The sequence below is a fragment of the Aquitalea magnusonii genome (assembly GCF_002217795.2).
Taxonomy (GTDB): Bacteria; Pseudomonadota; Gammaproteobacteria; order Burkholderiales; family Chromobacteriaceae; genus Aquitalea; species Aquitalea magnusonii_B.
In genome coordinates, this window is sequence record NZ_AP018823.1 from 1,860,747 (window position 1) to 1,882,196 (window position 21,450).

Below are 21,450 nucleotides of genomic sequence, written 5' to 3' on the forward strand. Positions count from 1 at the left end.
GGCCATTGCACTGCAGCCAAGGCCCGTCAGGGCCTGTTCTTTTTCCGGCATATCCTTACACAGAATCATCGCCGCGGGATGTCCGTGGAGCATGCCAGTTGACCGTTGCCTGATGGCGGTCATCATCCTCGGTGTGCAGATAGCGGCGCGTGGTTTCAATCTGAGCATGCCGCAGGTTCTGGCTTACCGTCAGCAAGGGCAGGCCAGCCTCCAACTGGTGCGAGGCGGCGCTGTGGCGTAGCCAGTGGGTTGTGGCGTACTCCAGGTTGGCCGCCACTTGCGGGCGCATCGTTGCGCGTGCATCGTCCGCCGCCGCCTTCATGATGGCCTTGATGATTTTGTGCAGGGATGCCGCACTGATCGGGCTGAGTACACCATAAACACTGCACACCAACGGTGTGGTTTCGCCAGGCGAGGGCAGGGCAGTCAGCCCCAGAAAGCGGCGGTAGCGCTGCAATGCATCCAGCAAGGCTTGCGGCACCGGCACCAACCCTTCTTTCTCACCCTTGCCCATCACACGGAACCACCAGTTGCCCCTGATCAGCCGGATGTCCGCCATGCGTGCCGCAGGAATTTCCCGCAAGCGGGCGGCCGTATAGTAGTACAGCGAGATAATCCACAAGGCGCGTTCCGCATGCTGTTTTTCGCGCGCGGTCTCGGCAGGCAGGGACTCCAGCCATTGAAACAGGTAATCGATGGTTTCCTTTTCCAACAGCCGCTCATCATGAATGGAACGTGCCGTCACCGGGCGCCCACGCTTTAGCGCAAAAGGATTGCGGCTCAGATAACCAGCCTCCACCAGATAATTGAACAGGTTGGATAAAATCACATGTGCCTGTGCGCAGGAAGACTCGGCAAGGCCATGTTTTCCGCCAGACCAACTGGCAAATGGCTTCCATTCCGGGTGCTGGCGTGGCCGGGTTGGCCCGCACCAGCTATGATCCGGATTTCGCAGAAACTGGCCATATTCCAGCACATCATCGCGATTGATGTCGGACAAATTCTTGCCGCGCTTCATGGCAGACCACAACAGGAAGCGTTCGGCCTCCTTGCGATATGAGTCCAAGGTACGTGGCCGGTCACGATATTCTTTAAGCCAGGTTTGTACCGCCTCGACATCGGAACTTGCATCAATCAGGCATTGGCCTTGCTGCCGGTTCCAGCCGCCAGTAGCAGATTGCCACTGGACGATGGTCGTATCTTCATCACCGGGCGACGACGGAAAGCCAATCAGTACAGGAAATGACATGCAAAGGCTCCATGAATGTTTCCGGCCGCGGTAAAGAAATCTGCAAATTTATCAATATTCATTGAAATAAATATCAACATTATGTGGATAATGGTGAATTATACCGCTAAATGCATCGTCTGACGCCCTGCATCCGGAACCTTATCCAGGCAGCATGATCTTTCATTGTGACCCCTCACTTGCAATCAAAAGGGCAGCAGTCGGCCCTTGCAAACCATGAAAGATACGATCTGCGCATGAAAGCAGTCTGGCTTGTTGTCCTCCTCGTCGCCATCTGGCTTTTGTTGTACCGCATTGCCAAGCGGCGCAGAGCACGTCAACTCCGTGCCACGCTCCGCAGCAAGGGCTTCATCGTGGCAACACCATCCAGCCAAGGCCAAGGTGGCGCAGGCTTCAGCAAACTGGTATCCGCTTGCATGGGCGACTCAGCTCGGGCAACACGGCTGGTACAGGAAGCGCAGCGTAACAATCCATCACTGTCATACCGCCAGGCCGTCATGGCGGCCATGGATCATCTGTCCTCACAGCGCTCTGACTAACATCCCGCATTTCCCGTGCAGGCGGATGCTTGTGGCCAACAGACAATCGCCTGCAGCAAAATGACCCGGTGTGGTTGGTGTGGTTGGTGTGGTTGGTGTGGTTGGTGTGGTTGGTGTGGTTGGTGTGGTTGGTGTGGTTGGTGTGGTTGGTGTGGTTGGTGTGGTTGGTATCAAATTGTTTATTTGACATAATATATATTATGCGAACTAGCCGACGTACCCAGACGGGCTTGCAAAATGAATTACGAAAACACCCTCACATTTAAAATTATCCCCGCCGCCACCATAGGCTGTGCATATAACCATAACGAATGTGAAACACCGTAATGAACACAAAACAATCTAAAGACGGCGCAAAACCGCCCAAAACCACCAAGAAAACCGTTGCATCCAAGCAACGCGAAGCCGACAAACTGCGCCGCCGTGCCGCTGTTTACTTGTCAGAATGGCAAATCGTGACCTGGGGAATGTCCGATGAAGTCATTGCGCACACACTGCGCGTCGCGCCGTCCACCGTCAGCCGCTGGCGACGTGGCACTGCGCCAATCCCATGGATGGCCATGGAAATCATGCGCCAACAACGCGGCATGTCATTGCCTGGGGCTTTTGAGGAATTCGCGGATTTCACTGTGATGCGTGGCCACTACGGAGCCGTGTTGGTTCCACCTGGCGCACACTGGAAAGACGGCATTTCTGCCCGAGAAGTAAGAAACTGGTGGCTGCTCAGACAGATTATTACCCGGTCACTGCATCGTAAAATGCCCCGTGCCGCGCTTCCTGCTGTCCCTGCCCACCATTTACTGCAACCTGCAGCCAACGAATCGACTAAGCCGATTGCTGACGTGATACCGCTACCTATCTAGTGCAGCATGTGCGGCAGTACCTGTATTGCCGCTTTGACCACTTGAGCAATGCACAACGCCACAACGGAAAACTTCGCACCACGAACGACACAATCCACCACGAATGGCGTGTTGCTCTTATCCATATTTGCTTCCATTTTCAACCCCTTGTATTGACACGACAGGTAATCTACCGCATAGTGCCGATCATTAGTTGGATTCATATTTTTCATCTTTTCTATGAGTTTGATTAATACCCGGCTCGCGCTCCCACGCGGGCCATTTTCATTTCTACAGTCCGTATTTGTCCCACTTGGACGGCGGTTGCAGCCGCTGCAAGATCAATCCCCCGACGACAGTGGCCACCACGGCAAGCAGGACGGTCTTCACCGCGCCTTTCATGCCACCACCCCTTGCAGACGATCAATCCTTCTGTGCGCTCTGTCTGCATCTTTCTGCGCCCGGTTGGTGTCCTGGCGAATCCAACGCAGTTCCACACGCACACCACCCCACGCCACCAGCCCGGAAACCACGCCAGTCAGCAGAACGGGCAGTAGTTCAGCCATTTGCACGTTCCGGCATGAGAACTGCGAACAGACCCGCCAGAATGGCCGGGACGGCTACGGAAGCCGGTTGGCCAGCGGCAAGACCCGCCGCATTGCTGATCACTGCTGCCAGACCTGCCGCGCTAGACGGCTCTTTCAGTCGATTCAGAAAACCCATGATTACCCCTACAGTTTGAAGTTGATATTTTGCCAGCCGGCAAGCGCCGGCCCACTTGCAGCGGGTTGCCCCGCACTACTGGAAGCAATGCCCCCAGCACTACCACCCTGCCCGGCCGCTGGCGCTGCCGCCGCTGCCTGCTGCTGAGTGCCAAACTTCCACCACACAAACGCCATCGCTGCCACCAGCAGCCATTGCTCGTTGCTCACCAGCTACCCCCCGCGCCGCCGTACAGCGCTTTTGTTTTGTTGACCTGGGCATTAGCCGTCTTTGCCGCATCCGCCTTGCTTGGCTTCACATTGCCGAACGTCGAGTTTTTACCGGCCAGCCAATCGGCGATGGCCTGATCTTCGCTCGGGTGCATCCACTTGTAGATCTGCGTCCCAACAGTCTCGCCCTTGTCCTGGATGCCGAACCACTTGTCTACACGGTTGGCAATGCCATAGGCGACATTGTTCGAGCTGGTCGGGTTGACGGCCCCGTTGTCCAGTGCCTGACTCACGGCATCAATGACGACCGGCACGGTTTCAGCGGTCTTTTTGAGGACGTAGACGGCGACAATGCCACCGGCCAGCGCCAGCCAGCCAATCGGCGGGATGGCTTTCATGATGTTGTCAGCGGCCATTGCCTACGTTCCAGTACGGTTCATCATTGATCACTGTATATGCCGGCCCGCTTGGCCCCCCTGCATTGGCAAATACGCCGGCTGCACCCGTGTTATCCGAGTTCGCGTAGTCATGCAAAACGCCATCATCGCCAATGTCATCGGCAAACATGTTTTGAATCTGATCCCACGTAGCCCCCGCTTGAATTGCGAACCGCTTTTTAGCAGTATCAATGCGGTCAGAGTCCTTGGCGTCTCCGCTCTGCAAAATGCCATGCAGCGGCGCAGACAGCCCGTCCAACAGATCGTTGACCGGCCCGCCATCCTGTTGCAGTCGCTTGGCCACCATAAAGCCTACGAACGCCAGTCCAGCGACCACCAGCAGGGTTTCCATCTGTTTGCTATTTGCCATTTTTATCAGCCATCAATTACGCAAAACGCGTAGCTTACAGCACGTCAGCGCCGGTTTGGCTGGCTTCTTCATTTGTGTAGCCGTCCACCACAATCAAGCCGTACTTGCGGGTTTCACCGGGCAGCGCCTTCTTCTGGCCAGCCAGATATTTTGCTACGTTGCCCTCGCCCCAGTTGTAAGCCCAGACGGCTTTCTTCCAGTCGCCGAATTTCTTGAACAACTGCGCCAGATAGCCCATGGCCTTGTCGGCCGACTGGGTCGGGTTGGTCGGGTCAACGCCCAACGCCTTGGCCGTCAGCGGCATGAACTGGAACAGGCCTACTGCACCCGCACCGGACTTTTTCTTGCCGCTGATTACATTGGGGTCAAAGTTGCCGGATTCCTGCTGTGCCTGGCGCAACGCCAGATCTACCGGAACGCCCCATTTTTGTGCCGCCTTGGCAATCATGGCGTTATAGCCCTTGTCGGTCGGCACGCGACCGCCACCGCCAATGATTGGCAAGCCTGCGCCTACGCCGTCCGATGCTGCTTTTTTCACGTCTACGAATTTACCGCTCATTGCTGTTGATCCTGTTCAATACGCCACTGGCCGCCCTGCTCTTTTGCAATGCCGGTTTCCCAGTAGTCGGGTTGATAAATTGCGACCTGGCCAGCCTCGACGGCGGGCGGTTGGTCGAAGGTACTGTCAGCCGGCACGATGAAAGTGCCGGGCTCAAGCGCACATTCGTCAGCAGTGCCGGTGCACAGATAGCGGCCGGTCACCGGGTCATAGTGATAGATGGTTTTCATCAACGGCCCCTTTAGTATTTGATGAGCACTAGCGCCGCGACGTTGCGCGGGCGTGTCTCTGCCGCCGTCCTGGCCACTCGTGACGCATCAATACCCACGCTTACTGAGTAGACAGACGCGCCCCCCGATAGCGCAGTTGAAGACATAGAACCACTAAATGCCCCGGTGGCCCCTGCATTCGACGTACTGGAATAGACCCCAAAATTGCCAGTGATATTTTGCAATGCGTCAGTCTGTGCAGTACCTAGTGCTCTCCCCGCGTCAACCCCCCTGCCATCATCCAGCCCCCTCAGGAACTCTCCGCGATAGTCCGGCAGGTTGAATGTCGTTGTGCCATCGCCTGCGCCGTACTGCGTCCCCAGTGCCGCAAACAGCACGGCATATGTTGAACGGCTCACCGCCGCCCCATTACATTTCAGCCAGCCCACCGGGGCCGATGCCCCGGCAAAGTGGACAATTTCACCTGCCATGAAAATCGTTCCCTCCACGTTGACAAGACCAGCCGTGCCAGTCTTGCGCTTTATTCTTGCCGACCGCATCACGCAATCAGTTCCATGGCTTTCAGCACGCCGCCGGCCGCATCGCTAATGGCCACCCATGCCGCCCCCGGTGCAGTCTCTTCATTCCACACTTCACCAGCGGCAAGCACGATGACCGCTGTGGCATATGTCACACCCGGCCCGCCAATGGCGATGTTGGTTGCCCCGCTATTCAGTACGCGGAAGCCGTAGCGGTCAGAGCGCTGTGCCATCAGCGGTGTTTCCACCGTCCCGACGTTCACAATGGCGCGATTCAGCACGCTGGATGCTGTTTGGATGGTGGCATTGACATTGCCGGTCATGCGATTCGTGCCGCCGCTGCCGTCGGAAATGCCGATCTTGACCTTTTGCTGCGTCGCGCTTGTCAGTTCGACACGATCAAAGCCATCACCTGGCGACGCATAGAATCCGGCTTCCATGTCTTCGGCAGTCATCAGTACCTTGCCGTTGATCATGAAACGCACCGTTACCGGCGCGTAGCTTTCGAATATCTGGAAGTACGCGCCCACTTCGGCAATGGCCAGCGTCTGGCCAGCGTTGAGAATTTGGCTTGTCGTCTGCATGTCAGCCCTTTTTCATTGCTGCCAGAGCAGCCAGCCCCACCACGGTAAAACCGGCGACGGCCAAAATTTGCTTAGTCGGTTGCGCATCTTTCGATAACTCCGTTTCTCGCGCCGTCTGGTACATCTGGCCCACGCTGGACAGCGTTTCCTTGACTGCACCACGACCGGCATCCACTTCGGCATAAGCCTTGTCCAGCAGGTATTTCCCGGCATTCACGACCTCGGAAAAATCCTTGCTGGCCAAGTCCCGGCCACTCTTGGCCAGATCAATGGCCCCGGCTACTGCGCCGCCATCCAGTACGTTGATAGTGTTTCCGCTGGAATCCGTGACGCCGACACCGTTTTGCATCGACAAGCGATTGTCTTTGCTGGTACTGGTGTAACTGTTGTTCGTCGTGTTCTGCGTGCTGCTGGAACTACTGGACGAGCTTTTACCGCCCATGCCACACCTCTTTTCTGTAAACCACTTCGGCCACCCCGTAACCATGCCGCGCCAACTTGCGGGCAATGCCTGGGCGGGCCGAGTGAATGCGTACGAAATCAGCCCGGCAATTGCGCTCAATGTGCGGCACGATCACATCCAGCAGGCTGACGCCCGGCAAACTGCCGCCCGCCGCCACAATGACGCATTCGCTGGACTCCCACCGCAGCAGGAAGGCCGCAACGTCTGCGCCATCGTGTTCGACGGCAAACAGCTTGCAGCCCGGCAGCAGCTGCCGGACATCATCAACAGTCGGGTCATGCCGCACTGCCTTTTCCAGCATGGGTAGCAAGTGCGGGGATTCATCCCCGTTAGTCAGCCTGATGATCATTTTGCAAACTTCTTCCAGATCAACAGTCCGACAAAGGCCACGCCGGCATAAATCAGCAGATTGGCCGGGCTGGACTGCGCCATGTTTCCGTAGTTGACCGTCCAGTTGCTGCCATCCATGACGCCTTTTTGGGCGCTACTGTTGTCGCTGCTGGATTTGTTGGAGGCCGACGACGGGCCGGCCCCTGGTGCCTGCATGGCCTTGCCGGCTGCGCCAATTGCCTGCCCTGCTACCATTCCCCACATAATCAGTCTTTCAGCAGGTAAACGAGCAGGACAGCACCGCCAGCCATCAGCAGCAGCGGCATCATCTTGGCCAGACCGCCCGGTTTCGTGACATCGCCCGCCGTGTAGGTTTCGCCGTCCTGGCCTTGCAGCGCGAGTTGTCGCTGTGCGATTTCATGCGGGTAGTTGTATTCAGCATCAATTGCAGACTTCGCGGCATAGCCGACCGTCTGTTTGAGAACATCACCCCAGCCATCCCACATGGAGCCGCCGCTATCACCGCTACCGCCCATCAAGCCGTCAGTCACGCCCATGAAGCTATCCGTATCCATTTGGCCCCCTTACAGGTTGCCGATGGCGTCAATGGCTTCTACATAGACGTACATCTGGCCAGCGGCAGACAGGTTCAGCAGCAATTGCAGGTTGCGCACGCTGTTGCCGCGAGTGTCCAGCATGTTGGACTGATTGCCGTCCAGCACCCAATCAATGGTGTGCATGGCAGCTTGCGGCACACGACGGTATTCCTGCTGGCGGAAGCGGTTGAGCTTGTCGCTGGTTTCATGAATGACAAGGCCATTCATTTTCACGGTGGAATCCGTGACGATGTTCGCGCCACCCTGGCCGATGATGTGGATACGCTTGAACAGCGTACCGGTGTCACCCTTCGGCAGGCTGTCGATATTGAACAGGCCGGAAGTGGCTGCGGAAACCGGATACTGCAGCAGCTTGTGAACGATGAATTCAACGCCACGGTCAGCGCTGCCGGCTTGCGGGTCATCCAGTTCCGCCCAGGCATCCAGCGTCGGGGCAGTTGCACCGGCAATCTTGATTTCCAGCGTGAAGGAACTGATACGGCTGGTATCCAGCGCACCCAGCATTTCACCGTTGATGGTGCGCGCCCGGATCTCGGAAAAGTCGATTGTCAGGAAACCCGGATCATCGAAAATGCCCTTGAACTTGTTGATGGTGTCCAAGTCCGAGCCGGAAGCTTGGATGATGGTTTTGCCCTGGATTTTTACCTTGATATCCACGATGTTGGATTTCAGGAAAGTAGTGCCACCCAGCGCCATGATGATGCGCTTGTAAGTCGGCCCGGTTTGCAGGCTGACAGTGGCCACGCCGTTAGCGGTCACATTGCTGAACGGGTTGCACTTCTGAACGTATTTGGTCATGCCAGCCCCTTACCGTTACTGGCCAATGACGATTTTGCGGACGGGCTGAACGCGCCAAACCAGCGCCATAATCAGCGCGACCGGAACGGCCATGGCGGTAATCTGTTTCACACTCGGCATACTCTTTTCCCCTATGGGTGGTTGAACAATCAAATTGAGCGCCCAGCGTATCCAGCCCCCGTAACGGCCTCAATCCCCCCATTCCCGTAACGGTTACGGGAAATAGGTCGAAAAAAAACCGGCGCGAGGCCGGTTTCTGTTGCGGTTATGACACGTATTTCCTGAATTTTTCCGATTAGCGTACTTATCGGCAATGCCTAGCCGGTCGAAATTTCACCTTTTCCCATGTCCCGCATGATCCAACCGTACTCACGCAAGGCCACTACCTTTTCCAGCGGGATGTCCAAAAACTGTGCCAATACCTGGCGGTCAGTCTGATAGTTAAGTCGGTGTGTTCTAACATGCGTGGCATTGCCCAGAAAATGCTTGTCGATGCTGGCCGGGCGCTGGCTGGTGCCGTACACGGTAAGGCCACGGTGCCGGCCCTGTGTACTGATCTGCCGCCACGGCCCCGGAGCCCATGAAGCGGAAGTCACGTCAGACAGTTCCTCTGCAATGAAGGTCAGATTGCCAGCAGCAAAAACCAGCTTGCATACCGCCTCAAACTTGGATTTCAGCAGCTTTTCATCCATGGTCTTTGGACGGTATGCCAGGCGCAGCCGCTTGCCGGAACGCAGTCCCTTGAGTAGATCATTCAGGCTGGCCGTGGGCGTGGCAAAGTCGCCGTACTCTTCGCGGGCATCCCAGATAATCAGCCGGTGCGGCTTGGCTTTTTTAATGCAGCCCTTGATGTAATGGCTTTTGCCGCAGCCGGATGCACCCATGACGGCCTCAATGTGTGCCTTGTTGTCACTGCCGGCCATCAGGGCAGGTCTTTCCAGCCCGGCAGGTTGGCGGCATCGTCAGCGGGCTTTGCCGGTGCCATTTCTGGCACATTCGCCGGAGGCGGTGCCGGGCGCTGGCTGGCTTCGGCCTCGCGGGCCGCAATGTCGGCCTTGATGCCGGCATAGACGCCGAAACCGAATGTGGAGCAAGTCACCAACGCCCCCAGCTCTGCAGCGTACTGCGTCATCCAGCCGCCAGCGGCTACGCCGTACTTGTCCAGCACCGCGCCGACGCTGGCCGCCACTTCCTGGCATTTCTCAGGCGGAGCGGTACGCTCCAACGACGGGAAATAAGCCTTTCCCATGGCCACAGCCATTTCCAGACCCATGGCCACGCACTTGGCATTTCCCATTTCAGCCGGCTCCGGCTGGCCCGGAATGAATTCCGCACCAGCGGCGGGCTCATGCGCCGCCACGATGGCATCCAGTTCCGGGCTGGCCAGTTCTTCGGATACGTTCGCTGCCTGTTCGTCTTTTCCTGCCATCACTTCTTCCCCTTATGCTTTGCACGGCGGGCCGCAGCCACACCACTACGGCGACCCGGCGCAGGCCGGGAGTTAACCGGCTGGATACCAGCCAAATCCCAAGCCGGCGACACTACGCCGGCACTAGACATCAGATGCCACATGTTGACTTTGCTCAGATCGCGCAGCTTCATGCCACCCCCGTCAGGTTTTCCCAGAAGCCGGACTTGGCCGGTTCCGGCTTCTGTTCGTCGGCCTTCGGTACGGCTTGCACCATGGCGCGACGAATCCGGGCCAGCAGCCCGTCTACCTGTTCCGGCTTGCGGGTGAACATCTGCGCCTTGCAGCCCTTGCGGCAAAACATCAGCGGTTTTCCGTTCTTGTCTTCATTGACTTCGGCTTCCATGCCGCAGCACGGACAATCCATGTGACCGATCAAATCGCCTTTAGCCATGACTGCGCCCTTGCGATGCTGTTTTCAAGCCCTGCAGTTCCGCGCGCAGCTGGTGAATTTCCTCCCGCAAGGCGGTTACTGCCTGCATCGTGGCTGCGGCAAATGCCCCGGCCCGCTGCTGCGCGTTCATCATGTTGGCGGTGGCCAGTGCCTGGGCTGCTTGCTGCAGCTGTTTCAATTTTTCGTCCATCACGGTTTCCTAACCCGGCAATGCCGGCAAAGCGCCAGCCGCGCAGTGTCTCGCGGCTTCGATATAGCCCCCAGCTAATCCCCTTTTGCTGGCGGGCTTCCTCCTCAGCAACACGGATGGCTTCGGCTTCATCAGGCCGAAGCGCACGCGGCTGCATTTGTTCGTATTCGTCCAGCGGCAGCATGGGCGTGCCGCTGTTCAGTGTTCTTTCCAGCCATTCGGCAGGAATTTCCGCTTGGTAAAGTCGGCGGTTTTCCGTATCCGTACAGTTATTGACAGTGCTCCAAGGCTGCGCGGCTTCGCCGCTACGCTGCAAAACCCACTGATGCACACGGCTGGTTACCATCTGGCCGGTGGAAAATTCGACAACGCCAAGAACACGACCCGGCATGATTTCCCCGTAACGGTTACGGGCATCCTCGTCCACGTCGGCACGATGAACAGACAGCGGCAATTCCTGGCGAGGAACGAATGGGCCACCCAGCAGGCGGACAAAGGTATTCCAGTGGCCACCGTCAGCAGCTTCCACCGCTTCATCCAGCAACGACTGCGGCCCAGCCGGCAGGCCACGCACCTCGCGCCACAGCACGTAGGCAAGTTGCTCTTGTTTGGCGTCGTCACCGGTCAGCTGCGCCCGGCGCAGTTCACGCCAGATGGTTACCGGTGGCCCGCCGATCTGCTGGAACTGACGAATGCCCCAAGTCGATGCCCAGGCATCCACACGGGCAGCGCCTTCCTGTCCAGACATCGGCCCTTCGGCCTCTAGGTCGTCGCCAGAATCAACGCCATCAGCGCGCAGACCGTCGATATTCTTGGAAATGTATTTGGCGATGTAGCCAACAGCAGAGCCTTGGCTCCAGTCGATGGCCTTTGCCTCAAAGCGGTTTTCTTGCGCGCCTTTTTCGTGGCCATCCTCAGCCAGCGCGTACTTGCGCATGATCTCGCGCACCTTATCGACAGCGCCCGGCTCCATGAAAAACAGCATGTGCCAGTGAACGGTGCCATCGTGGTGCGGCTCCGCAACGCGGAAACCATAGATTTTCAGACCATTGCGGGACAGTGCCGAACGAATACGCGCCCAGACTTTGCACAGGTACTGCTGCGCGTCCCTCGCGTATTTGCGCGCCCACTTTTCATTTTCGTGACCGGTTTGCCCATGGCGGGCATGGAATTTTGACGGAGTGGTCAGCGTGTAGAACTCGCCGGCATGACCCATGCCAATGGCGATCAATTCAAAGCCTGCAATGCGGGTCATCAGTTCTGCACGACGGATTGCAGGATTGCTGTTTGAAACCGCTGCCAACTCTTCCAGCGTGTATACCTGGCCCATCTCGTTGACGGCCTGCATGGAAGCCAGCAGATTGCGGTTTCGTTCTTTCTGGCGCTTGCGGGCCGCCATCGTGTCAGCCGAGCAATACAACCCGGCATAACGATGCACCCGGCCCAGATCGACATTGATCTGCTCGACGGCCCGCCGCTGACGCTGGCGAAGGCGACGACGCCACCACCGTGGGTCACATGCACGCGCCCAGATGCCAGCAGCCTGCTGCGCATCCGGTGCGTCAAATCCCTTTTCTTGGCAGTAGTCCAGCAGTGGCAGCAGGTGGAAAACATCGGAATCGACGTTTTCCATAATCTGGCGGAGCGCCCAGCACTCAGAGGCGAACGATTCCGCATCACGGCACAGGGTTTCATCATCTGCCCGCAGATCAACCCCGGTCGGGATTGATTCAAGCGTCCGGGTAACCCACAGGTCAGCATCCTGCACGGTTCCCTTGTCGGCCCGCTTGCGATATTCGCGTGCGATGGCCTTTTCTGTCAGCGCCGGCAATTCAGCACGATGCAGGTAATCCCGCACCCAGCTGGCCACCGGTAGCACATCAGAGCGCTTGGCAAATGACTGCACAGCCATCATGCAGCTTTCGCGGCCTTCTGTTTTGCCACCACTGCCGCCCCATTGCGCAGCTTGGCGGAGGCAATGTTATGTCCAAAGAGCAAGCCCTCGAACTGGTGCCACAGATCGCCGCAGGCATAGATTTTCAGCGGTTCCACCTGCAGGCGCTCTGCCGCCATGGTCAGGTTGATCTGCTGTTCAATTTCCATGATGGTGCGCAGCCCGTCCTGAATCCGCGCTATCGCATCCAGCTGCCCAGGGGTCAGCGTGCGGGCTTGCACCTGCTCGACAGGCTGCAAGTAGTCGCGGCTTGCCGCTTGCGGTGTGCCGGCTGGCGGCAGGGCTTTGGCAAGAATTTGGCTGATAGCCGACATTGCTGGATGGTTCATTTAATCCATCCAGCAATTACATTTTTACGCATAGCGAATTTATATCCGCGCTCCATATCAGTCCAAACGTACTTACCGTCAGATACTTTTGCGTCTGACCATTTCCGCACATTGCTGGCAATGTCCCACCCAAACATTTCACCGGCCATTCCAAAAGCCAACCAGTAATGTTTGTTTTCACTGAAATCTTTGTAATCTTTGTTAATACTTTTGAAGGCTGCTTTTAGAGCTTTCAAATTATGATGTTTGGATAAATCTTGTGATTTATTGCGGCACATGACGCATTCCCCCGTAACGGTAACGGATTAGAAATTTAGGGAACGCGGCCCACTTCATGCTGTCGGAATTTTTATGGTGAATTCGTAGGGTGAAGCAGTGCCGCTGGGGCCAATGATATCTAATGCTCCCCTAGTGTTTCTGCTGCGTCTGACCGTTGCCGATCGACGCTTATCGGCCTATATATGTAGGAGGGAAACTTGTGGGAAATTTTAAAATGATTACATCTATCGAATGGATTTCCGTACTGAAATCAAAGGTTTCCGTTCAGTCTGATTACGCAATTGCCAAATTATTGGGCGTTTCCTCCGCAACTTTATCCAGCTACAGAACGCGGAAAACATTTCTTGACAAAATAGTGTGTAATCGCATCGCTTTTTTGATTGAAATTGACCCGAAATACCTTTACGTCTCGACCCATTACGAACGGGCACAAAGCCCCGAAGAAATGCAGGTGTGGATGTCGCTTTGGGAGGCCATCGAAGGCCCGCAACTTGAGGAAAACATTAGGGAAAATCTTGATTCGAAATGGCTGATGCCAGCAGTTCGGATGATGCGGTGCATGGCATAAAAAGCGTGGTTTTTATGCCGTTAAAATATATATTATGCGAACTATAGGAAATGCCCAGAATGCTTTGTATATAACGATATGTGGCTTCTCAGTTATCGTTCGCATCAGTACTATGTACTACCCCATCCACCGCATTGAAAGACAAGAATCATGCAATATCGCAAGCTGGGCGACACTGATGTGTCGGTGAGCGTGATTGCCCTGGGAACCATGACCTGGGGGGAACAGAATACCGAGGCTGAGGCGCATAGCCAGATTGACCTGGCACTTGAGCATGGCGTCAACTTTCTGGACGCTGCTGAAATGTACCCGGTGCCACCGCGGCCTGAGACGCAGGGCTTGACGGAGTCCTATATTGGTAGCTGGCTGAAGAAAACCGGACAGCGTGACCGCATCGTACTGGCCAGCAAGGCTGTCGGTCCGGCAACTGATCCGAAGCGACCTAGCCATTTCCGTGATGGCAAACCGCATTTTGATCGCAAGAATCTCACCCAGGCACTGGACGACAGCCTGCGCCGCTTGCAAACCGACTATCTCGATCTCTATCAGCTCCACTGGCCGGATCGTACTGCTAATACCTTTGGCACACTTGGTTTTCCCTGGCAGGATGATCCCGAAGGTAGCACGCCGATAGAAGAAACGCTGTCCATTCTCAAGGAGTTCATCGACGCCGGGAAAATCCGCGCCATCGGCTTGTCCAACGAAACCCCGTGGGGTGTGGCACAGTTTCTGAAGGCTGCCGAAAATCTGGGCCTTCCACGCGTAGTCAGTATCCAGAATCCATACAGCCTGCTCAATCGGCTGTTTGAAATCGGCTTGTCCGAATTCAGTCGGCGTGAAAATGTGGGGCTGCTGGCTTATTCGCCATTGGCTTTCGGTGTCTTGAGTGGCAAATATCTGGATGGGCAGCGCCCTGCCGCTGCCCGCCTGACCCTGTTTGAACGTTTCAGCCGATACAGCAGCGCATCTGCAGAAGCAGCAACCCGTGCCTACGTGGATCTGGCGCAGCGCCATGGTTTGCGTCCCGCGCAGTTGGCTCTGGCGTTTGTCAACACGCGCCCTTTCGTGACCAGCAATATTATCGGTGCCACTACCCTCGCCCAGTTGCAGGAAAATCTGGACAGCATCCACATCCAGCTTGATGAAGCCATCCTGCAGGAGTTGGAAGCCATTCATCTGCGCATTCCCAACCCCTGCCCTTGATCGGTTGCCGCCAATAAAAAAAGCCCTGACACATCAGGGCTTTTTTTGATTTGACACCGATCAGGCGATGTCTTTTTCACGCTGGTACATGGCATAGCTGAAGATGGGCCAGCCGGATGCCAGCGCTTGCTCCAGTGTCAACTGCTGCGGTTGCCAGTTTTCCGGCTGCTCGTCATCGAACTCGCCAAATACGTCATACAGCGTGGCAGACAGCACATCATCCAGCTCGTCGGCAGACTTCATTTCCACAATGATGAAGTCGTACATTTTTTCCCATTCGCTGGAATTGCGCATCGGAACCTTGAAGAACACCATACTGATACTCCTGTTTGTTATGCAGGCCGCAAGGCTGCGACCATGCTTCATCTTTTACCGGCGCTATCTTAACCATTTGGCAGAAATTCTTCACCCCTGCCGTGGCTCAACGCTCAGCGCCCTCTTCTGCTTCGTCGGTCAGCAAGTGGGCTGGCAGTTGTTTGCCATGTTTGATGCCCATCTTGCGCAAGCGTTCGGCGCTGGACAACAAATTGCCACGGCCAGTGGAGAGTTGACGCATGGCATCGCCGAAGACATCGCGCGCACCGTCCAGCTGTTTACCCAGCTTTTCCATATTGCCAACGAAACCTGCCAGCTTGTCATACATGGCCCCACTCTGGCGCGCGATTTCCTGTGCGTTTTGATTTTGGTACTCATAGCGCCAAATGCTGGCGACTGTGCGCAGCGTGGCCAGTAAGGTGGATGGGCCGACAATCATGATGCGGCGTTCGAATGCCTCATTGAACAGGCTCATATCATGCTGTACCGCCAGCAGGTACGCAGGTTCAACCGGAATGAACATGAACACGAAGTCCACAGTATTAAGGCTGTACAGATCCTGGTAGCGTTTTTCCGACAGGCTGCGGATATGCTGGCGAATGGCTGCCACATGTGCTTTCAGCGCCTGCTCACGGCTTGCATCATCGCTTGCGCCGACATGACGCACATAGGCATTCAGACTGACTTTTGAATCCACAACCAGTTGCTTGCCTTCCGGCAGGTAGATCACCACGTCTGGCTGGTAGCGCTTGAGCCCGTCTTCGGTTTCCAGCACATCCGATACCTGTACACGGTACTCGCGGTCCCGGCTGAGGCCGGATGTTTCCAGCACTTTCTCCAGCACCATTTCTCCCCAGCCGCCCTGGGTTTTATTGCTGGCACCGGTCAGCGCCTGGGTCAGCGCGATGGCATCCTGATTCAGCCGGGTATTCATCTCTTGCAGCCGGCGCAATTCCTGTTCCAGAGTCAGGCGTTCTTTTGAGTCTTTGTCGTAGGTGTCCTGCACCAGCTTGCCAAAACCCTGAATGCGCTCATGTAATGGACCGAGCATCGCACCGATATTTTGCTGATTCTGCTCGGTGAAGCGTCTGGACTTTTCTTCCAGGATGTCACTGGCCAGCGCCTTGAACTGATTGCCCAGCGCTTCGCGTGCTTCGCTCAGCAGCGCCAGTTTCTCTGCCGATTGCTGCCGTTCCATCTGAAGTTGGGTTTGCAATTCCTGTTCACGGCCACTCAGGCGAATCAGTTCGCCAGCCTGTTGCTGTAGATGCCGGGCTTGCAATTGGGCATCGGCCCGTAGCTGCTCTAACTGGCGCGATTGTTCCTGGCGGCTGGCCCAGTGTGCCGCGGTCTGCTGCTGGGCTTCGGAAAGTTGCTGGCGCAGGCTGAGATTGTCTTGCTGCAGTTCGTTTTCCCGTTGCCGGGTTGATTGCAGATTTTCCTGTAGCGCATCCAGCCGCGCCTGCAGGCTGGCTTCCTGTTGCAACCACTGCTGCGTCTGGATGGCGTGCATGCGTTGCGCACGGTAATGGGCGAGCAAATAGCAGGCGCCGCCGCTGAGCAGTATGGCCAATGCCAGTTCAATCATGCTTGTCTGCACCATCGCGAAGTTGTTGGCGGAGCATAGCGGAGATGTTTGAATATGTACATATTCATCTGATGGTCTGCTCCTTCCCTTGTGCATCGTCAGTAAGACCGCTGTCGAATTTTCGTTGCTGCAGCAGGCAAATTCCGATTTTCTTGCCATGGACCGTAGCGGCTGCTGCAGTCGCGTGCGAGCTGGCTACACTCATGCCTTCATCGACCAACGCAAGAAGATATCGCCATGTTCGACATGTCACGCCTGCTTGATCAACTTCAGCAACGCAACCCCGGACAACCGGAATACATTCAGGCTGTCACCGAGGTATACGACAGCCTGACACCTTTCCTGCACCAGCACAGCCACTATACCGCGCAAGCCCTGTTGGAGCGCATGGCTGAGCCGGAGCGCATTGTCATGTTTCGAGTCTGCTGGACCGATGACCATGGCCGCGTACAGCTCAATCGTGGCTACCGGGTGCAACACAGCATGGCGATCGGCCCCTACAAGGGGGGTATTCGTTTTCACCCCTCGGTCAATCTGTCGGTACTCAAGTTCCTTGCCTTTGAACAGACTCTGAAAAACGCACTCACCACACTGCCGATGGGCGGTGCCAAGGGGGGTGCCGACTTTGATCCCAAAGGCAAGAGTCCGGGTGAAGTGATGCGCTTTTGCCAGGCTTTTGCCAGTGAGTTGCAGCGACACATTGGTGCCGATACCGACGTACCCGCCGGTGATATCGGCGTCGGCGGTCGCGAAGTGGCTTACATGGCGGGCATGGTCAAAAAACTGAGCAATCGGGCGGATTGTGTCTTCACCGGCAAGGGGCTGAGCTTTGGTGGTTCGCTGATGCGGCCAGAGGCTACCGGTTACGGGACGGTGTATTTTGCCCAGGAAATGCTGAAAACCCGAGGCCTGTCGATGGAGGGAATGCGGGTGAGCGTATCCGGCTCGGGCAATGTGGCGCAGTACGCCATTGCCAAGGCGATGGAGCTGGGGGCCAAGGTGCTGACCGCTTCAGACTCCAGCGGGACGGTGCTGGATGAACAGGGCTTCACCCCTGCCAAGCTGGCGGAATTGATGGAGGTGAAAAACCACCATTACGGTCGTATCAGCGACTACGCGGCCCGGCTTGGCCTGCCCTTCCTTCCCGGCGTGCGGCCTTGGCATGTGCCGGTGGATGTCGCCCTGCCCTGCGCCACGCAGAATGAGCTGGACGAGGCGGATGCACGCAGCCTGATTGCAAACGGCGTGTGCTGCGTTGCCGAAGGTGCCAATATGCCATCCACTTGGCAAGCCGTGCAGTGCTTCGAGCAGGCCGACATTCTGTACGCGCCGGGCAAGGCCAGCAACGCTGGTGGCGTGGCAACCTCCGGGCTGGAAATGAGCCAGAATGCGGCGCGCATGAACTGGACGCACGGGGAAGTGGATGCGCGCCTGCATGCCATCATGCAAGGTATTCACCAGGCTTGTGTCAACCACGGGCGCGGGGCGGATGGCCGGGTCAGCTATGTGCGCGGGGCCAATATTGCCGGCTTCGTCAAAGTGGCGGATGCCATGCTGGCCCAAGGCGTGCTGTAGCGCTGTGTGAGGTGGCGGGTTGGGCTGGGCAATATTGTGCGTGGCCTGGCAGCTACTGCTGACTGGATAGCCGGTGCAGTTTGGCCACCACGCTTATTACTGCGGCAGGGCGTGGATCATGCATGCCCATCCCCTCACGCTCAGTCGCCAGTTTTCAGCGGGGTGGGCGGACAGCTCGTTTACCTGCTTACGCACGGCCTGAGCGGTATCCAGTGCGTTGGCACCGCCGGGCCGTTTGCTCCACTCATCATTCGCGATACCGCGGCTACTCAGCCGCCGCCCAATGCTGCAGGTAGATCTGCAGCTCCTTGCGCCCCTGCCATTCATTGGCCACCAACTGGTAGACGGCGCTGATGTTATCGGGCAGCCAGTCCACCTGATTAAACAACATGGCGTCGAACTCCTGCCCCTGTTTGGCAATGCGCAGCTTCAGATGCTTGTCACCCACCACGCGCTGGCTCATGACCGCAAACCGATCATGAAAATACGGCACGGGGAAGCCCTGCCCCCACACCTCGGCAGCCAGTTGTTCGGCCAAGGGCAGATGCAGATCGCCTACATCCAGTCCGCCATCAGTCTCGATGGTACGGGTTAGCTGGTTTTCATCCAGTAATTCCCGCCCTACTTGTTCAAAGGCGTGCAGGAACTCAGCAAAGCGTGCGGCGGCCAGGGTAAGCCCGGCCGCCATGGCGTGGCCGCCAAATTTCAGGATTAACCCCGGATTGCGCTTGTACACCAGATCCAGCGCATCCCGCAGGTGAAAACCGGGGATGGAACGCCCTGAGCCCTTGATTTCGCCCTCGTCACCCGGCGCAAACACGATGGAGGGGCGGTGAAAACGTTCTTTCAGTCGCGATGCCACAATGCCTACCACGCCCTGGTGCCAGTCTTCCCGGTACAGTGCCAGGGTGTAGCGGTCGGCCGGGTCGATGCTGGCCAGCACGGCCAGTGCTTCATCCTGCATGCCATGCTCGATGACGCGCCGTTCGCGGTTCAGCCGGTCAAGCTCCTGCGCCAGGGTCATGGCCTGTGTTTCACTGTTGGCCAGCAGGCAGGCGATGCCCAGGCTCATGTCATCCAGTCGTCCGGCAGCATTCAGACGCGGACCTAAGGTGAATCCCAGATCAAATGCATTGGCCTTGTAATGCGCACGTCCCGCAATACGGAACAAGGCGGCAATGCCCGGTGCCATGCGCCCCGCCCGCATGCGACGCAGGCCGTTTTCCACCAGGATGCGGTTGTTCTGGTCCAGCCGTACCACGTCGGCCACCGTACCCAGTGCCACATAGTCCAGCAACTCGCCAAGATTGGGCTCGGTTTTTCCGGCATAAATACCGCGCTGGCGCTGTTCTGCGCGCAAGGCCATCAGCACGTAGAACATCACGCCGACACCGGCCAGGTTCTTGGAGGGAAAGCCACAGCCGGGTTGGTTCGGGTTGACGATCAGCGCGTCAGGCAGCTCGTCTCCTGGCAGGTGGTGATCGGTAATCAGCACCTCGATGCCCAATGCGCGGGCACGCTCTACGCCAGCCACACTGGCAATGCCGTTGTCCACGGTGACGATGATGTCGGGTCGGCTCTGCGCGGCCAGGTCAACAATCTCGGGGGTCAGGCCATAACCGTATTCAAAACGGTTGGGGACGATGAAATCGACTTTGCCACCCAGCATGGACAGGCCCTTGACCGCTACCGTGCAGGCCGTGGCCCCATCGGCATCGTAATCAGCCACCACCAGCATGCGCGCTCCGCCAGCAATTGCATCTGCCAGGCGGCGGGCCATTGCCTGGATGTTTTTCATGTCATGGTATGGCAGCAGGGCCTTCAGGCCGTAATCCAGCTCATCACTGCCGGCAATGCCACGGGCAGCGTACAGGCGGGCCATCAGCGGGCTCAAGCCTTGCGCCAGCAATGTGGAGTGGCAATCGGCAGGAACACTGCGGGTAACAATGCGCGACATATTCACTTTCAGTACAGGGCAGCCAGCGACTGCGGCCGCTGCCAGAATTTCCACAAATCTTGCCGGCCAATGCGGACATCCACCCCGGCCGGGCCATGGCTCAGTATGTGCAATTGGCGCAACCGTCCCTGCTTGAGGGCCTGCAACAAGGGCTGGAACCAGTCTGACTCCATGCGCTGCAATTGTTCGCGCCACCCCCAGGCATCACGATACTGTGCGGCAGCCAGCAGGCGATCCTGCAACAACAGGACGTGTCCGCTGCCGGCAAGACTGGCAGTCTGCTCCAGCAGGCCGGCAAAGTCATACGGAGCAGACTCTGTCGCCACTCCCACCGCCATGGCCTGCAACTGGAGCAAGGCATCATCAGTCAGCAGCAAGTCCACACGCGGCACGGCGGCCTCCTCAGCATTCGCCTTGCCCTCCCCCCACAGCCAGACACTGTTGACCGGCAATTCGCCACCTAACTCGCGGGCATCATTGACCGGGTGGGTATAAAGCAGCATCTGCATTTCATTGAGCAAACGGCTCCAATGCAGGCCGCGCGGACCAACAGGCAGGTGCGCGTTGACATTTTCCCCCACCGCATCGGCCAGAGGCGTAAAGACGGCATCGGCCGCCGCCGACAGTTGCAATAGCCAACGGCCTGGCTCTACCGGATAAAACCGCAGGCCGTCTTCGGCAAAATGCTGATTGAGGCTGGCAGTCAGGGCTGCCGCTTCGTCCTGCGCCACCCGCATGACCCCCACGTCCGCCAGCAAGGCGCGGTCACGGTCGATGCGGACATGCACCGGATCTGCCATCAGCCAGTGTCCTGCTGGCAGAGCGGCGGTGGCGGCATAACGGGCAGCCATGCCCTTGCCATCCACCCCAAGGCCGTGCTGGTACAGCGTGGTGAGTGTCGGGGCATGGCGTAGCAGTCGGCCACGTCCCAGCAATGTCGACAGCGCAGGCAAGGTCAGGCCACGGCAAACTTCGGCCCCGTCATGGGCGTCCAGCCAATTAAGGCCAGGCAACAGCAATGTCAGCTTCATTGAATGAGTGTCATGCAGACAGGGGCCTGGCGGCATGGCCGGGACCCTGATTGAAAAGAATGGCGGCGGAACTTATGACAATGCCTCTCGCCCAAGCTGGCCGGGCAATTGCCGATTTCCACCCACCCTGT

The 21,450-nt window shown here is 57.4% G+C and carries 29 protein-coding genes; 6 read left to right on the plus strand and 23 right to left on the minus strand.

The window, feature by feature from the left end; genetic code table 11:
* Positions 1-55: 55 nt before the first annotated feature.
* Positions 56-1,249 (minus strand): tyrosine-type recombinase/integrase, encoded by a 1,194-nt coding sequence (locus DLM_RS08910; protein ID WP_089083406.1) that lies wholly within the window; start codon positions 1,247-1,249, stop codon positions 56-58.
* 236 nt (positions 1,250-1,485) lie between these two features.
* Here DLM_RS08910 and DLM_RS08915 point away from each other — a divergent pair, with 236 nt between their 5' ends.
* Together DLM_RS08915 and DLM_RS08925 are read left to right on the plus strand one after the other, a co-directional pair.
* Positions 1,486-1,788, plus strand: a complete 303-nt coding sequence (locus DLM_RS08915) for a hypothetical protein (protein ID WP_089083405.1) — start codon at positions 1,486-1,488, stop codon at positions 1,786-1,788.
* A gap of 326 nt (positions 1,789-2,114) precedes the next feature.
* The gene (locus DLM_RS08925) at positions 2,115-2,651 is read left to right on the plus strand and encodes a hypothetical protein (protein WP_089083403.1); all 537 of its coding nucleotides are present in this window, start codon (positions 2,115-2,117) and stop codon (positions 2,649-2,651) included.
* Here the strand turns inward: DLM_RS08925 and DLM_RS08930 are convergent.
* From DLM_RS08930 to DLM_RS08970, 9 genes are all read right to left on the minus strand, one after another.
* The gene (locus DLM_RS08930; RefSeq protein WP_089083402.1) at positions 2,648-2,863 is read right to left on the minus strand and encodes a hypothetical protein; all 216 of its coding nucleotides are present in this window, start codon (positions 2,861-2,863) and stop codon (positions 2,648-2,650) included. The two genes, DLM_RS08925 and DLM_RS08930, sit on opposite strands and share 4 nt — an antisense overlap.
* Positions 2,864-3,028: 165 nt before the next feature.
* On the minus strand, positions 3,029-3,196 hold the full coding sequence (locus DLM_RS23335) for a hypothetical protein (protein WP_167467074.1): 168 nt from the start codon (positions 3,194-3,196) through the stop codon (positions 3,029-3,031).
* A gap of 362 nt (positions 3,197-3,558) precedes the next feature.
* Entirely contained in the window at positions 3,559-3,978 is a 420-nt protein-coding gene (locus DLM_RS08940) for a hypothetical protein (protein WP_089083400.1), read from the minus strand.
* The gene (locus DLM_RS08945; protein WP_089083399.1) at positions 3,968-4,351 is read right to left on the minus strand and encodes a hypothetical protein; all 384 of its coding nucleotides are present in this window, start codon (positions 4,349-4,351) and stop codon (positions 3,968-3,970) included. Before DLM_RS08945 ends, DLM_RS08940 begins: the two co-directional genes overlap by 11 nt.
* 52 nt (positions 4,352-4,403) lie before the next feature.
* Positions 4,404-4,928: a lytic transglycosylase domain-containing protein gene (locus DLM_RS08950; protein WP_089083398.1), complete on the minus strand. Its 525-nt coding sequence runs from the start codon at positions 4,926-4,928 to the stop codon at positions 4,404-4,406.
* Positions 4,925-5,158: a hypothetical protein gene (locus DLM_RS08955; RefSeq protein WP_089083397.1), complete on the minus strand. Its 234-nt coding sequence runs from the start codon at positions 5,156-5,158 to the stop codon at positions 4,925-4,927. The genes DLM_RS08950 and DLM_RS08955 overlap by 4 nt, the downstream gene beginning before the upstream one ends.
* Before the next feature lie 11 nt (positions 5,159-5,169).
* Positions 5,170-5,697 (minus strand): tail fiber protein, encoded by a 528-nt coding sequence (locus DLM_RS08960; protein ID WP_089083396.1) that lies wholly within the window; start codon positions 5,695-5,697, stop codon positions 5,170-5,172.
* On the minus strand, positions 5,697-6,260 hold the full coding sequence (locus tag DLM_RS08965) for a hypothetical protein (protein ID WP_089083395.1): 564 nt from the start codon (positions 6,258-6,260) through the stop codon (positions 5,697-5,699). The genes DLM_RS08960 and DLM_RS08965 overlap by 1 nt, the downstream gene beginning before the upstream one ends.
* 1 nt (position 6,261) lies before the next feature.
* Positions 6,262-6,615 (minus strand): hypothetical protein, encoded by a 354-nt coding sequence (locus DLM_RS08970; protein ID WP_145985813.1) that lies wholly within the window; start codon positions 6,613-6,615, stop codon positions 6,262-6,264.
* A 31-nt stretch (positions 6,616-6,646) separates the two neighbouring features.
* Here DLM_RS08970 and DLM_RS23025 point away from each other — a divergent pair, with 31 nt between their 5' ends.
* Positions 6,647-7,030, plus strand: coding sequence for a hypothetical protein (locus DLM_RS23025; protein WP_145985814.1), 384 nt, complete (start codon positions 6,647-6,649; stop codon positions 7,028-7,030).
* Between the two features lie 38 nt (positions 7,031-7,068).
* Here the strand turns inward: DLM_RS23025 and DLM_RS08980 are convergent, their stop codons facing one another.
* The 9 genes from DLM_RS08980 to DLM_RS09020 form a co-directional block, all read right to left on the minus strand.
* Complete coding sequence (locus DLM_RS08980; RefSeq protein WP_089083392.1) at positions 7,069-7,317, minus strand: hypothetical protein; 249 nt, start codon at positions 7,315-7,317, stop codon at positions 7,069-7,071.
* A 2-nt stretch (positions 7,318-7,319) separates the two neighbouring features.
* Complete coding sequence (locus tag DLM_RS08985) at positions 7,320-7,628, minus strand: hypothetical protein (protein ID WP_089083391.1); 309 nt, start codon at positions 7,626-7,628, stop codon at positions 7,320-7,322.
* Positions 7,629-7,637: 9 nt separating this feature from the next.
* Positions 7,638-8,468, minus strand: a complete 831-nt coding sequence (locus tag DLM_RS08990; protein ID WP_089083390.1) for a major capsid protein P2 — start codon at positions 8,466-8,468, stop codon at positions 7,638-7,640.
* Positions 8,469-8,785: 317 nt separating this feature from the next.
* Positions 8,786-9,391: a hypothetical protein gene (locus DLM_RS08995; RefSeq protein WP_089083389.1), complete on the minus strand. Its 606-nt coding sequence runs from the start codon at positions 9,389-9,391 to the stop codon at positions 8,786-8,788.
* Entirely contained in the window at positions 9,391-9,897 is a 507-nt protein-coding gene (locus DLM_RS09000; RefSeq protein WP_089083388.1) for a hypothetical protein, read from the minus strand. The genes DLM_RS08995 and DLM_RS09000 overlap by 1 nt, the downstream gene beginning before the upstream one ends.
* 169 nt (positions 9,898-10,066) lie before the next feature.
* Entirely contained in the window at positions 10,067-10,330 is a 264-nt protein-coding gene (locus DLM_RS09005; protein ID WP_145985815.1) for a hypothetical protein, read from the minus strand.
* A complete protein-coding gene (locus DLM_RS09010; protein ID WP_089083386.1) occupies positions 10,312-12,435 on the minus strand; it encodes a replication endonuclease in 2,124 nt (707 codons plus the stop codon). Before DLM_RS09010 ends, DLM_RS09005 begins: the two co-directional genes overlap by 19 nt.
* Positions 12,432-12,803, minus strand: coding sequence for a hypothetical protein (locus tag DLM_RS09015; protein WP_089083385.1), 372 nt, complete (start codon positions 12,801-12,803; stop codon positions 12,432-12,434). The genes DLM_RS09010 and DLM_RS09015 overlap by 4 nt, the downstream gene beginning before the upstream one ends.
* The gene (locus DLM_RS09020) at positions 12,800-13,081 is read right to left on the minus strand and encodes a hypothetical protein (RefSeq protein ID WP_089083384.1); all 282 of its coding nucleotides are present in this window, start codon (positions 13,079-13,081) and stop codon (positions 12,800-12,802) included. Before DLM_RS09020 ends, DLM_RS09015 begins: the two co-directional genes overlap by 4 nt.
* A 215-nt stretch (positions 13,082-13,296) precedes the next feature.
* Here DLM_RS09020 and DLM_RS09025 point away from each other — a divergent pair, with 215 nt between their 5' ends.
* Both DLM_RS09025 and DLM_RS09030 read left to right on the plus strand, forming a co-directional pair.
* Positions 13,297-13,650 (plus strand): hypothetical protein, encoded by a 354-nt coding sequence (locus DLM_RS09025; RefSeq protein WP_089083383.1) that lies wholly within the window; start codon positions 13,297-13,299, stop codon positions 13,648-13,650.
* Positions 13,651-13,800: 150 nt separating this feature from the next.
* Positions 13,801-14,853, plus strand: a complete 1,053-nt coding sequence (locus tag DLM_RS09030; protein WP_089083382.1) for an NADP(H)-dependent aldo-keto reductase — start codon at positions 13,801-13,803, stop codon at positions 14,851-14,853.
* Between the two features lie 60 nt (positions 14,854-14,913).
* Here DLM_RS09030 and DLM_RS09035 read toward each other — a convergent pair whose 3' ends face one another.
* Positions 14,914-15,168: a hypothetical protein gene (locus DLM_RS09035; RefSeq protein WP_089083381.1), complete on the minus strand. Its 255-nt coding sequence runs from the start codon at positions 15,166-15,168 to the stop codon at positions 14,914-14,916.
* 106 nt (positions 15,169-15,274) lie between these two features.
* The gene (gene rmuC / locus DLM_RS09040) at positions 15,275-16,756 is read right to left on the minus strand and encodes a DNA recombination protein RmuC (RefSeq protein WP_089083380.1); all 1,482 of its coding nucleotides are present in this window, start codon (positions 16,754-16,756) and stop codon (positions 15,275-15,277) included.
* 237 nt (positions 16,757-16,993) lie between these two features.
* Between rmuC and gdhA the strand changes: the two genes are divergently transcribed.
* Complete coding sequence (gene gdhA / locus DLM_RS09045; RefSeq protein WP_089083379.1) at positions 16,994-18,331, plus strand: NADP-specific glutamate dehydrogenase; 1,338 nt, start codon at positions 16,994-16,996, stop codon at positions 18,329-18,331.
* A gap of 265 nt (positions 18,332-18,596) precedes the next feature.
* Here gdhA and recJ read toward each other — a convergent pair whose 3' ends face one another.
* Together recJ and DLM_RS09055 are read right to left on the minus strand one after the other, a co-directional pair.
* Entirely contained in the window at positions 18,597-20,288 is a 1,692-nt protein-coding gene (gene recJ, locus DLM_RS09050) for a single-stranded-DNA-specific exonuclease RecJ (protein WP_089083541.1), read from the minus strand.
* An 8-nt stretch (positions 20,289-20,296) separates the two neighbouring features.
* Positions 20,297-21,319: a hypothetical protein gene (locus DLM_RS09055; RefSeq protein ID WP_089083378.1), complete on the minus strand. Its 1,023-nt coding sequence runs from the start codon at positions 21,317-21,319 to the stop codon at positions 20,297-20,299.
* Positions 21,320-21,450: the final 131 nt, after the last annotated feature.